Source organism: Microbacterium sp. DT81.1, from assembly GCF_049844955.1.
Classification (GTDB): Bacteria; Actinomycetota; Actinomycetes; order Actinomycetales; family Microbacteriaceae; genus Microbacterium.
This window is the reverse complement of sequence record NZ_JBNCMA010000007.1, coordinates 37017-51125: the sequence shown is the minus strand read 5'-3', so window position 1 is coordinate 51125 and position 14109 is coordinate 37017. Positions and strand designations below refer to the sequence as shown.

Below are 14109 nucleotides of genomic sequence, written 5' to 3'. Positions count from 1 at the left end.
TCCACTACCGGGAGCCCTGCAGTACCGGGAGCATAGTCGCGCGGCACCGGTTTCTGCGACGCCCGTGCCGCATGCGGGGCGAGCGGTGAGTGGGTTGTCGCCGTTCATCGATTGCCGGGCACGCCGTCGAGGAACTCGTCGATCCGCTCCGCAAGCTCAGGTGCATGGGTCCAGTGCAGGTAGTGGCCGCCGTCGAGTTCGACCAGGTCGCCGTGCGCGCGGTTCTCGAGCTGCCTGGCGTGCAGCATCCGCCAACCGGCTTGACTGCCCTCCTTCTTGATGAAGGACAGGAGCGGGATGTCTTCGGGGTAGGTCATGTCCTCCACGACGGAGAAGTTGCGCGCCCCTTGCTTCGCCTCGTCGAGGATGGCGGGATTCGCCCAGTTCCAGTTCATCATTGCCCGCAGCTGCTCGCGCTCCCGCCCCGCGTAGGCGGTACCGTCCGGTTCCGCCAGCGAAGGCATCAGTGTCGTCGCGACGCGCAGCAGCCCCGAGCTGGCGAGAAGTCGGCTGATTGGGTTGTCCTGGCCGGCGAGGCCGTTCATCTGTCCGGGCACCGACGCATCGACCCCGATCACGGCCGACACTTCGTCGGGGTACCTGTTGGCGTAGTACAGGTCGTAGATTCCGGCGATCGAGTGCCCGAGGAGGACATAGGGTTCGTCGAGATCGAGCGCGGTGATCGCCTCATGGAGCTCGGCGGTGATGTTCTCGATCGTGCGCGGAGGCGCCTCGGTGTCGCTGTAGCCGTAGCCGAATCCCTCGACCACGACGGTCCGGTACTCGTGGAGCTCACGGATGAGCGGAGCGAAGTCCAGAGCCGGGGCGGCCGTCCCGTAGCCGCCGAGCATCACGATCGTCGGCCCGGAGTCGCCCTGTCGATAGACGTTCAGGTGACCGCCGGAGACGGCCACCCGTTCGCCATAGGCCGGAAGGGCCTGCCGCTCACCCCGCTCCGAGGCGCCGTTGATCAGTGCGGCGACCATCACCAACACCAGCAGCGCGGCGACGGCGATGCCGGACGCGCGCGCGACGCGGCGCCAGCGGCCGGCGCGGGGCCGCACGAGCCCTCTGCTGTCATCCGTTGCTGCACCCGGGGAGGGGACCGGTGCTGCAGCCGGGGAGGCGACCGTTTCGGTCACTTGACTCATTGAAGACTCGATTCATTTGCAGGAGTTCGGACACGATCCACGTTCCCCGAGACCGGTGCAGGACGAGCTGCCCAGGTGGCCTCGAGTCGTGTTCTCGGATATCACTCCACGGTAGAATTTCGTCGCTCAGCCCCCTAGGACACGCTCTTGACGATCTCGGCCATCGAGGAAGCACCGTGAGCGAACCGCGCATTGTGATCGTCGGATTCCCCTCCGCCCAGATCCTCGATATCACCGGCCCACTCGAGGTCTTCTCCACCGCATCGCGCTTTCTTCCGATACCCAGGTATGCGACCCAGCTGGTCAGCACGGACGGAGGCCCGGTCCTCTCGACCAGTGGCCTCGAGTTCGCGACAGAACCGATCGACCAGGTGGTGGCGGGCATCGACACGCTGGTGGTCTCCGGTGGCCGGGACATGGATGAGGCCACGGCCGACACCAAGCTGATCTGCAACATCCAACGCCTGGCGGGGCTGTCGCGCCGAGTCACGTCGGTCTGCTCCGGTGCGTTCCTGCTCGCCGCGGCCGGACTCCTCGATGGGCGGCGCGCGACCACGCACTGGGCCGAGTGCGCGGACTTGGAGCGCGACTACCCGACGATCTCCGTCGAACCGGATGCGATCTACGTGCAGGACGGCAACGTCTGGACCTCTGCCGGCGTCACGGCCGGAATCGATCTCGCACTCGCCCTGGTCGCCGACGACCACGGACGCAGGGCAGCCGCGACCGTCGCCCAGCGCCTCGTGGTCTATCTGCGACGCTCCGGTGGACAGGGACAGTTCTCGGCGGTGCTCGCCGCGCAGACGGCGAACGACGAGCCCATCCGCGACCTGCTCACCTGGATACCCGAAAACCTGACCGCCGACCTCTCGATCCCCGCGATGGCGGCTCGCACCCACCTGTCCGATCGTCAATTCAGCCGTCTGTTCAAAGCCGAGGTGGGAATCACGCCGGCCGAGCACGTGGAGGCGGTGCGGATGGAGGCGGCGTGCCGCCTACTGGAAACGACACGCCTGGGCATGGGGGAGATCGCACGCGCGTGCGGCTACGGGGCCCCCGAGACCCTGAACCGCGCCTTCCGGCGGCGCCTCAACACCACTCCCGGCGATCACCGGCACCACTTCGGGCCGGTGTGACTTCAGCCCGGTCGGCTCGTTTCGGTCGATCGGCATCGGCGATGACGCCGTGGGTGCCCGGCCGGAGCCGGGCACCCATGCGGTCACCTGTAGAAGCTTCCGTAATACGATCCGAGGCGGTTTCGGTATTCGGAGTCGTCCATCGTGCTGGACTCGTCCCACTCCGGAGAGTTCTTGATCTGTTCCTTCGTCAGGTCGACGTAGACCTTCTGCTCGGTGTCATCTACCCGCTCAACGGTTCCGGCAGGAAGGACCACCTTCCGGCCGAAGATCCACGGACCGGTGTCGACGACGATCCGGCTGGTGCCGACCTCATCGCTGGCATCGTCGATCTTGCCGATGTCGCCGTCGGTGGCGTGCACGCGGTAGCCCACCAGACCGGAACCCGCCGTTCGTGCCGCCGACTCACGGTAGTTCCACGCGTCCCATGTTGCAGACATTTCTGCTCCTTGTCCTCATCGATTCGGGTTTCGATGCGCGACCGTGCTGGTCGCACGGGATCACGGTATGCACGCGCCAGGCGACAGGCGACCCCATCGCCAAACGGGAAGAACAGGCGTAAAAGGTGCCTCAACACCTGGGGCGCGGATCGGTCCGACGTGACGCGGTCTAACCCAGCATCCCTGCGAGACGCAGCTCGAGGTCGAGGTAGCGGGCGTAGCGCGCCGCGGCATTCTGGATCGCCTCCGCCTCCTCCGGATCGAGCGGCCGGAGCGGCCGCAGCTCGAACGTGACGGCCCGAGCGGTGACCGTCCGCTTCATGGCGGCGACCACCTGACCGTCGACGAGGGCCATCCCGATCGCGGTCTCCCGCCCCCGCGACAGCAGCCCGTCCGCGTCGAGAACCCAGCGCGAGTCCTGGTAGCCGCGGTACATCTCATCCAGCACCTGCAGCAGGTGGCCTGGCGGAGACGCGGATGCGGGCGGCTCGCCCGGCGCGTGCCAGTACATGCGGTCGCCGTGCTCGAACGATTCGAGCCGCTCGCCGGCACCGGCCAGCCCGCGGCGCACATCGGTGAGCGTGAGAGTCGCCCAGTACGCGAGGTCGCGCGCCGTGGCGGGTCCATGAGAGGCGAAGTAGCGGAGCGCGAGTTCGACCAGCGCCTCGTCACGCTCCAGCCGACGTGGTGCACGGACCCGGTCCGAGAACAGAGCATAGGTATGCTCTGCGCCACGCGGCGCGCCACTGCAGATCAGGGCGTGAAGCTCGAGATGACCCGCGAGCAGCATCAACTGCATCCCGGTCAGCTCATGACCACGCTGGGCGAGGGATTCCGCAAGCTCGCCGCGTGTCCGGTCGGGGAGCTCGGTGAGGACTTCCACCACGGCATCGGCGAGGGCGGGCATGCGGTCGGCCAGCGGGGCGAGCTGCTGATCCACGGTGGGCAGCACCCGGTCCCGCGTCAGCTCGATCAGCCACAGCACGTCGTCGATGTGCACGTAGTGCCACGTTGGGCGCAGGACGTGCGTCCTCAGCACGCGTCCGCTCGCCAACAGTCCGGCGAGGTCTGCCTGGTGCGGTTCGCGAGTGCGGGTCGCGACGGCCCATGCCGACTGCGACGGGTTCTCCGCCTGCACGGCGAGCAGCGACCGCACGACGTTCTCCGCTCCATCGACGGGAGCGGCCAGATGCTGAGAGTGAAGCCGCCAGCGGGCGATGTCACGGTCGGTGAGCACACCACGAGCGTAGGCCTGCTGCCCGCATTCCGGCGGCTGCGCGGAAGCAGCCGCATCAACTCGCCACCGGGACTCGCTCCCAGGCGAAGAGCTCACCGCGACCCGGGTTGATCGTCAAGCGCAGGTACTCGAATGGCAGCGTCTCGCCGTGCACGACGATGCGCGTGAAGTTCGCCAGGGCAAGTGGATTGTCGACGACGTAGGTGTGGGAGTCCCCCTGGAGCACCAGCACCTCCCCGTCGAACGCTGCGGTGCAGGCGGCGATCCGGTCCACGACAGCGCGCTGGCCGCTGCTCGGCAGCGGGTCCCAGGTGTCCGCCTGCATCGCGAGCACCACCCCGCGGAGGTTCCGATGTTCAGCGGCCGCGAACGTCTCGTCGATCCACGCGAGCACGGCGGCGATCCGGGCGTCGACCTCTTGCGTCTGCTCCTTCGTCGGGACGATGTGGCCGTCGCCGGTCCACGCGCTGAGGCCGTTGTCGCTGCCGACGACGTGGAGCGTGGCGAAGGCGACCCGCGACTGGATCCATCTGACGTTCTCGACCAGTTCCGCTTGATACTCGACGCTCGTTCGCGGGCCGCCGAGCAGGGAGCCCGGCTCGGCGAAGAAGGTGGCCCGGACCGCCGCGAGGCGCTCCAGCGGGTCGTAGCCGCCGGCGTCAGCGCGATGACAGTCCGTCCACTCGTTGTCGCCCGGCGTGTAGACCACGGGGTCCTCGAAGGAGTCGAAGGTCGCCAGGGCGGCGACAAGACGCTCGTCGGTGCATGCCGTGGTGCCGCTCTTGACATCCCCGAGGTGAATGGCCAGCCGCACGGAAGGGTCGTCGTTGATCGCGTCGACCAGAAGGCCGACCGATTCCTCCTGCTCGACGCCGTAGGGGACATCACCGATCACGGCGACGGTGAGTGGTGCCGGCGAGTCGTCGTCGCGGCTCGCCGCCTCGTGAGCGTCCGGTGGATCGAGGCCCGCCTGACCCTGCTCCGCCTCCGGTTCGGCCGGGGATGCAGGCGAGGCGTCGGCTCCGCAGCCGCCCGATTCGAGGTCGGAGCATCCCGTGACGAGCAGGAGCAAAACCGCGAGCGGTGCCAACCGATCTCTCATGCGGGAAGAGTAGGTGGCGCACACGACGTCTCGCCAGGCCGTTGACCTCGGCCGAGCGGCCTGCTCGCCGATCCGCCCTCCGCGCCGTGCGGTCCCTGGCAAGGACTGCGTCGAGGCCGACACACGGGGTCGTGGACCTCAGTCCTCGACGACGAGCGTGATCTCCCACGACGCATCCTTGCCGGCGCCGACGATGGCGGACGTGCCGGGCTCCACCGCTCGCACCTCCCACTCGCGTGCGCCACTGTCGGTGACGTTGGCGACGGCGATGAGCAGCACCGCCGTACCCTCCGCCTCGGGCTCGGCCGCATCGGGATCGCTGATGCGAAGCGTCGTGGTCTGTCCGACGGCCATCGCATAGGTCTGCCCGTTGTCGGACGGACCGACGAAACGCGGTGCCGGGACGGCCGAGCTCGCCGGGGATGGGGTCGGGTGCGGTGACACGGTTCCTCCAGGCTGCGCAGCGGGCCCCGCGCTCGCGCACCCCGTCAGCAATCCGACGAGGGCGAGCGCGGGAACCCACCGCAGCATGCCTGATCAGTCCCCGCTCTGGACGGCGATCCGCTCGACGATGTCCTTCTGCGCCTTGATCTGGGCGCTGGTCGATGCCGGGTTCACCCTGACGGTCTCGGCCGTGAGCATGACCGCCCCGAAGGTGCTGTCGAGCGTGCCGTTCTCGTCCGTGTCGACGGGCGTGCTCAGGCTGACCGAGCCGTTGGCGAAGTTCAGCCAGGCGCCCAGGGCATGCTGGTCGAAGATCACCCCCGCCGGGGACTTCGCCGGGTTGTTGAGCACGAGCGTCGCCGCGGACCGGGTGGAGGCATCCGTCTCTTCATCGAAGACCAGGCTCAGATACCCCACGATGTCGAGGTAGCACTGCAGCTCGGCCGGCGTGAAGTCGTTGGAGGACTTGACGCGGTACTGGTTCAGCCACCAACCATGCCCCTTCGACACAGTGGCGTTCCCGGTGATGAGCACGGCGGCCGTGTCGGTGGCCGACGCTCCCCCGTCGTCATCCTCAGCGGTGACTCCGAGTTCGTAGAAGCACGCCTCACCGTAGGTGTGGCTCGCCTCGAGTGCGATGTCACGCGGCTGCACGGACGGGGACTTCGCCGGGTCGCTCGCGGGCGGATTCACCAGCGATGTCACCGAGTCGGACGACGAGTCGCCCCACTCCCACGTGAGCGTGAGGTCGTCGCTGCCGGGGTCGGTGGATCCGGCGGGAACGGTGAGCTCCTCCCCCGCCTCGAGGATGAAGGCGCTCACTCCGTCGTACACCTGCTCGCCGGACGTGTCGATCGTCGCGGCCGGTGCGACGTTCGCCACGGCGGCGACCTCGGTGTCGCAGTTGTCGACGGTGTCGTCGTCAGCGGCGCACACCTCGACCGTGAAGTCGCCGTTGTCGCCGTATTGGTGCTGCACCGAGAAGGCGATCGTGGCATCGGGCCGCGCATTCTCCTCCGCTCCGCTCACCGCGACGGCAGGCGCCCCGTCGTCGAACGAGATGGTCGCCGACAGGTCGTCGAGCCAGCCCGGGTCGGTCACCGTGCCGGTGATGGTCACCGTGCCGAACTCGTCGATCGGCGCGATCGCGTCGATGGTGACGGTCGGTGCCACGTTGGTCACCGTGACCGTGCTCGCGTCGGTCGCGGTGTTGCCGAACGCGTCGGTCACCTCGAGCCCGATGGTGAACACGCCGTCCTGTCCGACCGTCGTGAAGGACGGGGTGGCGCCGGTGGCATCGTCGTACTGCCCGTCATTGTCGAGATCCCACGCATGGGCAGTAATCGCACCCGCGCTCGGATCGCTGCCGCCGGCTGACCCGGTTCCGTCGAGCGCGACATCCGTCCCCTCGGGCGTCACGTACGGTCCGCCCGCGTCGGCGGTCGGCTCGCACTCGGGCGGAATGGCCGCGCTCGCCGTCGGAACGGTATCCACGCCTGTCGTCGAGTCGACACCCAGCCCACGGCCAGCGAAGGCCGACCAGATGAGGCACCTGTTGGCCCCGCCGTCAGCGGTCAGGAGCCCGTTGCGGGCATCGATGAACGTGGGGTTCGCCGGCGTCGCCTTCATCGCATCGAGCACCAGGGTCGCCATCGGCTCGACACCGCCTGGCAGCTGCGCGCGGATGTCGTAGACCGCGGAGGCCCAGATCTGGCCGTTGCCGTGCCCGCTCACCGAGTTGGTGTTGTAGTTCTGGAAAGTGAGGTTCGAGTTGTCGTACGCGACGGAGCGTATGCCGGTCGTGGCGTTGTCCGTCACGTACTCGCCGACCACCGCGTCGCCCCACTTGAGGTACGACACGACGTCGCTCCAGCCTTCGCCGAGGGCCCCGCGCTGGTCGCCGCCGTCGTAGCCCAGCGTGCCGCCGCCGACGAGGCGGCTCGAGACACCGTGCCCGTACTCGTGCGCGATGACGTCGCCGTCCATGTCGCCGTCACGGAAGGGGCGGTCCGGTTCGGCCCACATGTACATCTGCATGCGGGGGCTCGCTCCGTCGCCCGGGGTGCCGAAGTTGGCGTTGTTGAGGCAGCGGATCGGGACGTCGTCGGACGGGTCATCCGGTGTGCCCATCTGGTTGACGCAGCCCATGTCCCAGCCGTCCTGGGCTTCGGCCAGCACGGCGTCGCCGCCGCTCCCGCCGTTGCCGAAGTTGTCGACCTGGAAGTTGCCGCTCGCCTCGTCGAATCCGTGGGTATAGAGCCAGTCGTGCAGAACGTTCGTGTAGTAGAAGAGCTGCGTGATGATCGCATCGCGGTCGGCGTCGAGCGCGGGCACGGAGTCCACGTCTGCGGTGGTGCGCCAGGCATCCGTGAACGCGTAGTCGAACTCCTGGAATCCGGGGTCGCCGTTCGCGGGCGTCTGAGGCTGGTACTCGTTGTTCGAGTTGTCGTTGTTGCGGTCGAGGTAGGCGTTGACGTTGTTGCCGCTCGTGGTGCGGTCGGCAACCCACGTGCCGTTGATGCCCGAGAACGACGTCGCCTGGCGGACGGCGCCCGTGGCCTCGGGGTGCTGCTCGCGGAACACGTCGCCCTCGGGCGCCGCGTGCGCATAGCGGCTGCGCTGGTCGAGGATGTCGCCGGTGGTGGCGTCCACGACCGTCTCGAACCACGCCTGGTCGGAGGATTCGATGTCGGTGAGCCAGGCCAGCCGCAGTTCGGTGCCTTTCGCGTCCGGGTACCAGACGAGCTCGGCCGTCACGGGCGCCGGTTGGGTCACCCCTTCGGCGTAGACGTTGGGATACTCGCGGGGCGCGGCGGTCTTCGTGGCGGCCTCACGCAGTGGCCGGCTCGCCTCGGCGTCCTGCGCGTCGGCAGCGACATCCAGCGCCCTCTGCGCCGTGAGCTTCGCCGTGGTGCCCGTGCCGTCGCCCGGTGCGAGGAATCCCGCCGCCGAGATCAGCGCGCCATCGGCGCCGACGACCGCGGTCATGACCGCATCACGCACCCGGAGCCCGTCGACCCGCTGGCCGAGGTGCACCGACGTTGCGCCGGTCGAGAGCGAGAGCTCTTTCTGCACATACAGCTGCGCCGCCGCGTCGGCCGTGAGACCGAAATCGGCGGCGTTCCCTCGCACGAAGCCCAGAGCGATGTCTGCGGGAGAAGACTCGCTCGGCGAGGTGAACGCGTGCCCTGTCGGGTCCGCGACCACCCTGCCGCTGGCTGGGTCGATCGACACTCCCGGAGGGCCGGCGTCTTCATCGTGCGCCGCGATCGCCGGGCTGACGGCCCCGGAGGCGATCAGTCCCGCCGAGACGAGTGCGACGATGCCGAGCTTGGGGATGTTGTGGCGCACGGACATACCGGTCCTCCTCGAACCTGGTGTCCCCCACCACCGCGGGCCCTGCCGCGACGAGCGACACGTTAGTCCTGGGGCGAATCGGCCACAAGTGGTGCCGATTACCCGGCGTGGGGTTCTTCTTGCGATGGATGACGGCGATTGCCATCAGTGCGAGGAGTCGCGGTGGGTCCGTTCTGATACGACCGACGTCGATCGATTCGGGCGGCTACCGCTCGGCGGCGGGATCATCCGCAGGCAGGCTGTGCCAGATGTCGAAGTTCACCGACGCCGCCCCCTCCGCGTCGCCGGCGGCGAGGAGTTCGATCAGCCGGTCATGCCGCTCCACAGGCGTGCGCCCGTCACCGCTGAATCGCAGCAGCTCCGCCCGCCGCACCAATGGCTCGAACTGCTCCAGGACCGCCTCGAGCGCACGGTTGCCCAGCGCAGCCACGGGTACCCTGTGCAGTTCCTCGTCGGCGTCCAGAGCGGCGGCGACGTCGCCCGACGACAGCGCTTCAGCGAAGCGGCGATTTGCATCGCGCATCCGGCTCACCTCCTCCTCGGGAAGTCGGCCCGCTGTTTCGCGCACCGCCAGCCCGTGCATCGCGGCGAGGACGTCACGCGCATCCCGGACCGCCCGCGGGTCGATGGTGCTGACCGTCGTCGATCGGCCAGGCACCGCGACCACGAGCCCGCTCGCCCCGAGGCGGAGCAGCGCCTCGCGCACAGGAGTCCGGCTGACTCCGAGCCACTCCGCAAGATCACCGTCCTTGAGCTGCTCCCCCGGCACGAACGTGCCGTCGACGATGGCGTCGCGCAGGCGCCGGTAGACGTCGTCACGGAGAAGCGATCGGTCCACGGCGACACCGTTCTGCGGAATTGGCATGCAATATATTGCGCCCGGTTCATCGGGCGATGCAAATCCGCGTATGCAGTTCCCTCGAGACGAGAATGCCAAACACTTGTCCGCGTTTATTGAATGCAATATATTGGTCCCGGGCTCAGAACCCCGCCGCTCATTACCCGCACCGGTCGGTGCGAAACAGAAGGGAACCACAACATGAGTACCGCCTTCGACGGGATCCGGAACGTCGTACTGGTCCACGGCGCGTTCGCGGATGGTTCGGGATGGCGTCCCGTTCACGACAGGCTGACGTCTCAGGGATACCGCGTCACCATCGTCCAGATCCCCCTCACCTCGCTGGAGGACGACATCGCCGCGACCACTCGAGTGCTCGAGAGGCAGGACGGACCCGCCGTCCTCGTCGGCCACTCCTGGGGCGGCACGGTCATCACCGAGGCCGGCATCCATCCGAACGTGGCCGGACTCGTCTACGTATCGGCGCTCGCGCCCGACGCCGGCGAGACCACGGCCCAGCAGTACGAGGGGTTCGCCCCGACGCCTCACTTCGTCATCGACGTCGGCGAGGACGGATTCGGCTTCCTCAACGACGACAAGTTCAAGATCGGCTTCGCAGGGGACCTCAGCGATGCGGATGCCGCATTCCTGCGCGACTCGCAGGTGCCCATCAACATGTCGGTCTTCGGGACCCCGGTGAAGAATGCCGCCTGGCGGGACAAGCCCACATGGGCGGTCATCGGCACGGAGGACAATGCTTTCGACCAGGCGATGCTGCAGCATATGGCCACGCGCATCGGCGCGAGGATCACCGACGTTCCGGCCAGCCACGCGCTGTTCCTCTCGCAGCCCGACGTCGTCTCGGACGTCATCGCCACCGCCGCACAGAACGCGGCCGTCAGCGTCGGCTGAACGCCGGCTCTGTCCTTGCTGGGCCGGCTCCCATGACGGGTTGTGGGCCGGCCCGGCATCCGGATCGGCTCCCGGGAGGCCTCGCGCCTTCCCAGGCCCCGACGGAGCGCCGTGTCCCCGGTGCGTGGGACGATCCGCAGGACGGACGAGCGGCGGGGGGCGGGATGCGGGGCGAGGCGACTGTGCTGCACGCCGATCTCGACGCGTTCTATGCGTCGGTCGAGCAGCGCGACGCGCCCGCGCTGCGCGGCCGGCCGGTCATCGTCGGCGGGGGCGTGGTGCTCGCGGCGAGCTACGAGGCGAAGGCCCGTGGGGTCCGCACCGCCATGCGGGGCCGGCAGGCGCGCGATCTGTGCCCTGATGCCGTGATCGTCCCGCCGCGCATGGACGCCTATTCCGCCGCGAGCAGAGACGTCTTCGAGATCTTCCGTGACACGACGCCGCTCGTCGAGGGGCTCTCCATCGATGAGGCGTTTCTGGAGGTCGGCGGTCTTCGGCGAATCGCCGGCACGCCCGAGCAGATCGCGGTGCGACTGCGCGAGCGCGTTCGGCGGGAGGTCGGACTCGCCATCTCGGTCGGCGTCGCGCGGACCAAGTTCCTCGCCAAGGTCGCGAGCGCCGTCAGCAAGCCGGACGGGCTGCTCGTGGTCGAACCCGAGCGCGAGGAGGCGTTCCTGCTTCCGCTCCCCGTCGAACGGCTGTGGGGCGTGGGCGCCGTGACCGCCGGGAAGCTGCACCGGCTGGGCATCCACACCGTCGGGGAGCTGGCGGAGCTCGAGGAGGCGACCGCCGAGAAGCTGCTGGGCAAGGCGACGGGCGCGCACGTGCACGCTCTGGCAAGGCTGCGGGATCCGCGCCCGGTCGACACCACGCGGCGACGGGGATCCATCGGTTCCCAGCGCGCGCTCGGCCGCCATCCTCGCTCGGTCGAGGAGCTCGATGTCATGCTCACCCAGATCGTCGATCGGCTGGCCCGACGCCTGCGCGAACGCGACCGGGTGTGTCGCACCGTCGTGCTGCGGCTGCGCTACGGCGACTTCTCGAAGGCCACCCGGTCGCGCACCTTTCGCTTCCCCTCCGATCGCACCGCGGTGCTGCTCGCCGTCGCCCGAGCGCTGCTCGCTGCCGCTCAGCCGGAGATCGAGCAGCGCGGCATCACCCTCATCGGCGTCTCGCTGTCGCAGTTGGGCCGCGCCGACAGCGCCCAGCCCGAGCTGCCCATCGATTGGGATGACGGGGCGCGCCTCGACACGGTTCTCGACACGGTGCGAGATCGCTTCGGCGCGGCGTCGGTCGGTCGGGCCACGCAGCTGGGGCGCGATCCGGGGTGGTCGACCCCGGTGCTGCCGGAACACGAGTGACCGCTGGCCTCGCATCTGGGCGTCAAGCCGGGTTCCTGCCTACTTCCGGGCGAAGTCGCCGGCAGACGATCGCCGCGATCAGCGCAGCCGCGCGAGCGCCTTGCCCATCGACGCCCAGAAGCGGTCGACGTCAAGACTCCTCGCCACCCACGCATTGGGCTGCCGGTGCAGGACGCCGTCCAGGTCGACGCTCGTCGCGCCGACCGTCTCGCTGCCCGCGAGCTCGACATCGAGGCGCGTATGCACCCGGCGCACGGCCTCAGGCTCGGCGACTGCCATGACGGCGACCGGGTCGTGCAGCGGACCGTCGGGGAGACCGAACACCTGGTCATTGGTGTGGCAGAAGAACTCGAGCAGCTCCTCGCCGAAGGCGGCCGTACGCGTGCCGACGGCAGCCAGATGCTTGCGGACCGCGCCCGTCACGAGCGCGGTGTGCGTCACGTTGAGCCCCACCATCGTGAGCCGGATGCCGCTGGAGAGGACGAGCGCGAGCGCTTCCGGGTCGACCCATGCGTTGAACTCGGCATATGGGGTCACGTTGCCGCGCTCTGTCGAGCCGCCCATCTACACGACCTCCTCGATGCGCTCGGCTGCGTCGGGGTGATCGCGAACCAGGATGGCGATGTTCGTAAGGGGACCAGTGGCGATGATGGTCACCCGTTCCGCAGCCGCGGCGATCACGTCGACCATCAGCGCCGTCGCCGGGCGCGAATCGAGCGGAAACGTCGGCTCAGGGAGGTCCGGACCTCCAAGACCGTTCTCTCCGTGGATCCATTCCGCCGTCTGGAGTGCCCGGGACAGCGGCCCGGCGGCGCCGGCGGCGACGGGCACGTCGGCGACACCTGCGACGCTGAGCGCGACGCGCGCATTGCGACTGGTGTGCATGAGCGGTACGTTGCCGCCCACGGTCGTCACGGCTCGGAGATCTATCGCCGGATGGCCGGCTGCCAACCAGAGCGCGAAGACGTCGTCGTGTCCAGGGTCGCAGTCGATGATGACGGGGATGCCGGCTTCTCGGAGTGTCGTCATGGCGGTGTCCTCTCCCGCCGTGGTCGGAATCGGCCCTGTGGTCGGCTCTCGGCATGCTACCTCGCCCCGTCCGGGGGTGCCGCCGACTCCGGGCCCGGTCGGGACTGTGAAGTCCGAGCGCGCAGCCGAGGACAGCCGCTCGAGTGTGATGTGATCAGGAGATGCGTCCCCCCGCCTCGACTCGGCGACAGCGTTCCGCCGTGGTCGCCCTGGTCGCCCTCACCGCCGCGGGCGCGCTCGCCGGATGTGCGGGCGGATCGGCGAGCGGGTCCGGGTCCGCCGCGGACACGAAGTCCCACGCGGCCGCCCGTACGGCCGTCGCTGACGTCGCTCGCGGCCTCTACCGCGAGGGCACCGACGTGATCGAGGACTACGCCCGCTGGGCCGACACCGACACACAGACATCGGGCGGTGTCGAGCTCATCGGATTCGAGGAGTACCCCGGCGCGGTCCATGGTGAGCCGTTCGGCGCGTTGCAGTTCCGTGCGACAGTCCCACCCACCCAAGCCGGCGATCCCTACGTCGCATGCTTCGAGTCCGAGTTCGACTTCTGGGGCGTCGCGACCGAGAAATTCGGGGACTGGAGCAACGACACCGCGGTCGCCCACGACATCCCCTGTCCGCCGGACGCGGCGCGCATCCCGCCCCCGGTCGACACGCGCCCGGTCTACGTCGTGCCGGATGGCGCCGAAGCGCTCGTCGTCGAGGTGTTCACGAATGCGTCAGCCACGGCATCCGCCGACGACATCCTCGCCGAAGTGGTCGAGCGGATGCCGCAGCCGAGCGGTGACCGGGAGGTGGCGTTCGAGCCCAGAGCGACAGTCGCCGGCGGCGACATCGGCTTCGCGATGGGTGATGGTGACGACTGCCTGCTCGTCAAACGTGGCGCCGACGGGGTGCAGGTGCTGCACGTGCCCCGGATCCTGCTGCAGCCCGGCGAGCTCGGCTGCTCACCCGACACGGCCCTCCGACCTCTCGAGCAGCTGCAGTCTCCGCACTGACCCCGCCGCCGATGATGGATGGCCCGATTCGCTCGTCATCCACCAAGGCGAAACCCCGAACCACGCCTGAGACATTCTCACCGCCGACGGCGAGGACCCGG

The 14109-nt window shown here is 68.9% G+C and carries 11 protein-coding genes and 1 pseudogene; 4 read left to right on the top strand and 8 right to left on the bottom strand.

All coding sequences use genetic code 11. The features are described from left to right. Window positions 1-104: 104 nt before the first annotated feature. Complete coding sequence (locus tag ACLQ2Q_RS18000) at window positions 105-1142, bottom strand: alpha/beta fold hydrolase (protein ID WP_425822419.1); 1038 nt, start codon at window positions 1140-1142, stop codon at window positions 105-107. A 185-nt stretch (window positions 1143-1327) separates the two neighbouring features. Between ACLQ2Q_RS18000 and ACLQ2Q_RS17995 the strand changes: the two genes are divergently transcribed. Further along, complete coding sequence (locus ACLQ2Q_RS17995; RefSeq protein ID WP_425822417.1) at window positions 1328-2287, top strand: GlxA family transcriptional regulator; 960 nt, start codon at window positions 1328-1330, stop codon at window positions 2285-2287. A gap of 83 nt (window positions 2288-2370) precedes the next feature. On the opposite strand, the gene ACLQ2Q_RS17990 is transcribed toward ACLQ2Q_RS17995, so the two are convergent. The 6 genes from ACLQ2Q_RS17990 to ACLQ2Q_RS17965 form a co-directional block, all read right to left on the bottom strand. Then, window positions 2371-2727: a PRC-barrel domain containing protein gene (locus ACLQ2Q_RS17990; RefSeq protein WP_425822415.1), complete on the bottom strand. Its 357-nt coding sequence runs from the start codon at window positions 2725-2727 to the stop codon at window positions 2371-2373. 169 nt (window positions 2728-2896) lie between these two features. Beyond that, window positions 2897-3964 (bottom strand): winged helix DNA-binding domain-containing protein, encoded by a 1068-nt coding sequence (locus ACLQ2Q_RS17985; RefSeq protein ID WP_425822413.1) that lies wholly within the window; start codon window positions 3962-3964, stop codon window positions 2897-2899. A gap of 55 nt (window positions 3965-4019) precedes the next feature. Then, window positions 4020-5066 carry a hypothetical protein gene (locus tag ACLQ2Q_RS17980; protein WP_425822411.1) on the bottom strand — a complete coding sequence of 349 codons (1047 nt, stop codon included), beginning with the start codon at window positions 5064-5066 and terminating at the stop codon, window positions 4020-4022. A 138-nt stretch (window positions 5067-5204) separates the two neighbouring features. Then, window positions 5205-5510, bottom strand: coding sequence for a hypothetical protein (locus ACLQ2Q_RS17975; RefSeq protein ID WP_425822409.1), 306 nt, complete (start codon window positions 5508-5510; stop codon window positions 5205-5207). Window positions 5511-5603: 93 nt separating this feature from the next. Continuing rightward, window positions 5604-8867 carry a M36 family metallopeptidase gene (locus tag ACLQ2Q_RS17970; RefSeq protein WP_425822407.1) on the bottom strand — a complete coding sequence of 1088 codons (3264 nt, stop codon included), beginning with the start codon at window positions 8865-8867 and terminating at the stop codon, window positions 5604-5606. Window positions 8868-9072: 205 nt separating this feature from the next. Continuing rightward, window positions 9073-9705, bottom strand: a complete 633-nt coding sequence (locus tag ACLQ2Q_RS17965; RefSeq protein ID WP_425822405.1) for a GntR family transcriptional regulator — start codon at window positions 9703-9705, stop codon at window positions 9073-9075. Between the two features lie 201 nt (window positions 9706-9906). Here ACLQ2Q_RS17965 and ACLQ2Q_RS17960 point away from each other — a divergent pair, with 201 nt between their 5' ends. Together ACLQ2Q_RS17960 and dinB are read left to right on the top strand one after the other, a co-directional pair. Further along, the gene (locus ACLQ2Q_RS17960; protein ID WP_425822403.1) at window positions 9907-10617 is read left to right on the top strand and encodes an alpha/beta fold hydrolase; all 711 of its coding nucleotides are present in this window, start codon (window positions 9907-9909) and stop codon (window positions 10615-10617) included. A gap of 164 nt (window positions 10618-10781) precedes the next feature. Continuing rightward, window positions 10782-11978 carry a DNA polymerase IV gene (dinB, locus tag ACLQ2Q_RS17955; RefSeq protein ID WP_425822401.1) on the top strand — a complete coding sequence of 399 codons (1197 nt, stop codon included), beginning with the start codon at window positions 10782-10784 and terminating at the stop codon, window positions 11976-11978. A gap of 78 nt (window positions 11979-12056) precedes the next feature. On the opposite strand, the pseudogene ACLQ2Q_RS17950 reads toward dinB, so the two are convergent. Further along, window positions 12057-13007 (bottom strand): annotated as a pseudogene (locus tag ACLQ2Q_RS17950) (nucleoside hydrolase). A gap of 200 nt (window positions 13008-13207) precedes the next feature. Between ACLQ2Q_RS17950 and ACLQ2Q_RS17945 the strand changes: the two are divergent. Beyond that, complete coding sequence (locus ACLQ2Q_RS17945) at window positions 13208-14008, top strand: hypothetical protein (RefSeq protein WP_425822399.1); 801 nt, start codon at window positions 13208-13210, stop codon at window positions 14006-14008. Window positions 14009-14109: the final 101 nt, after the last annotated feature.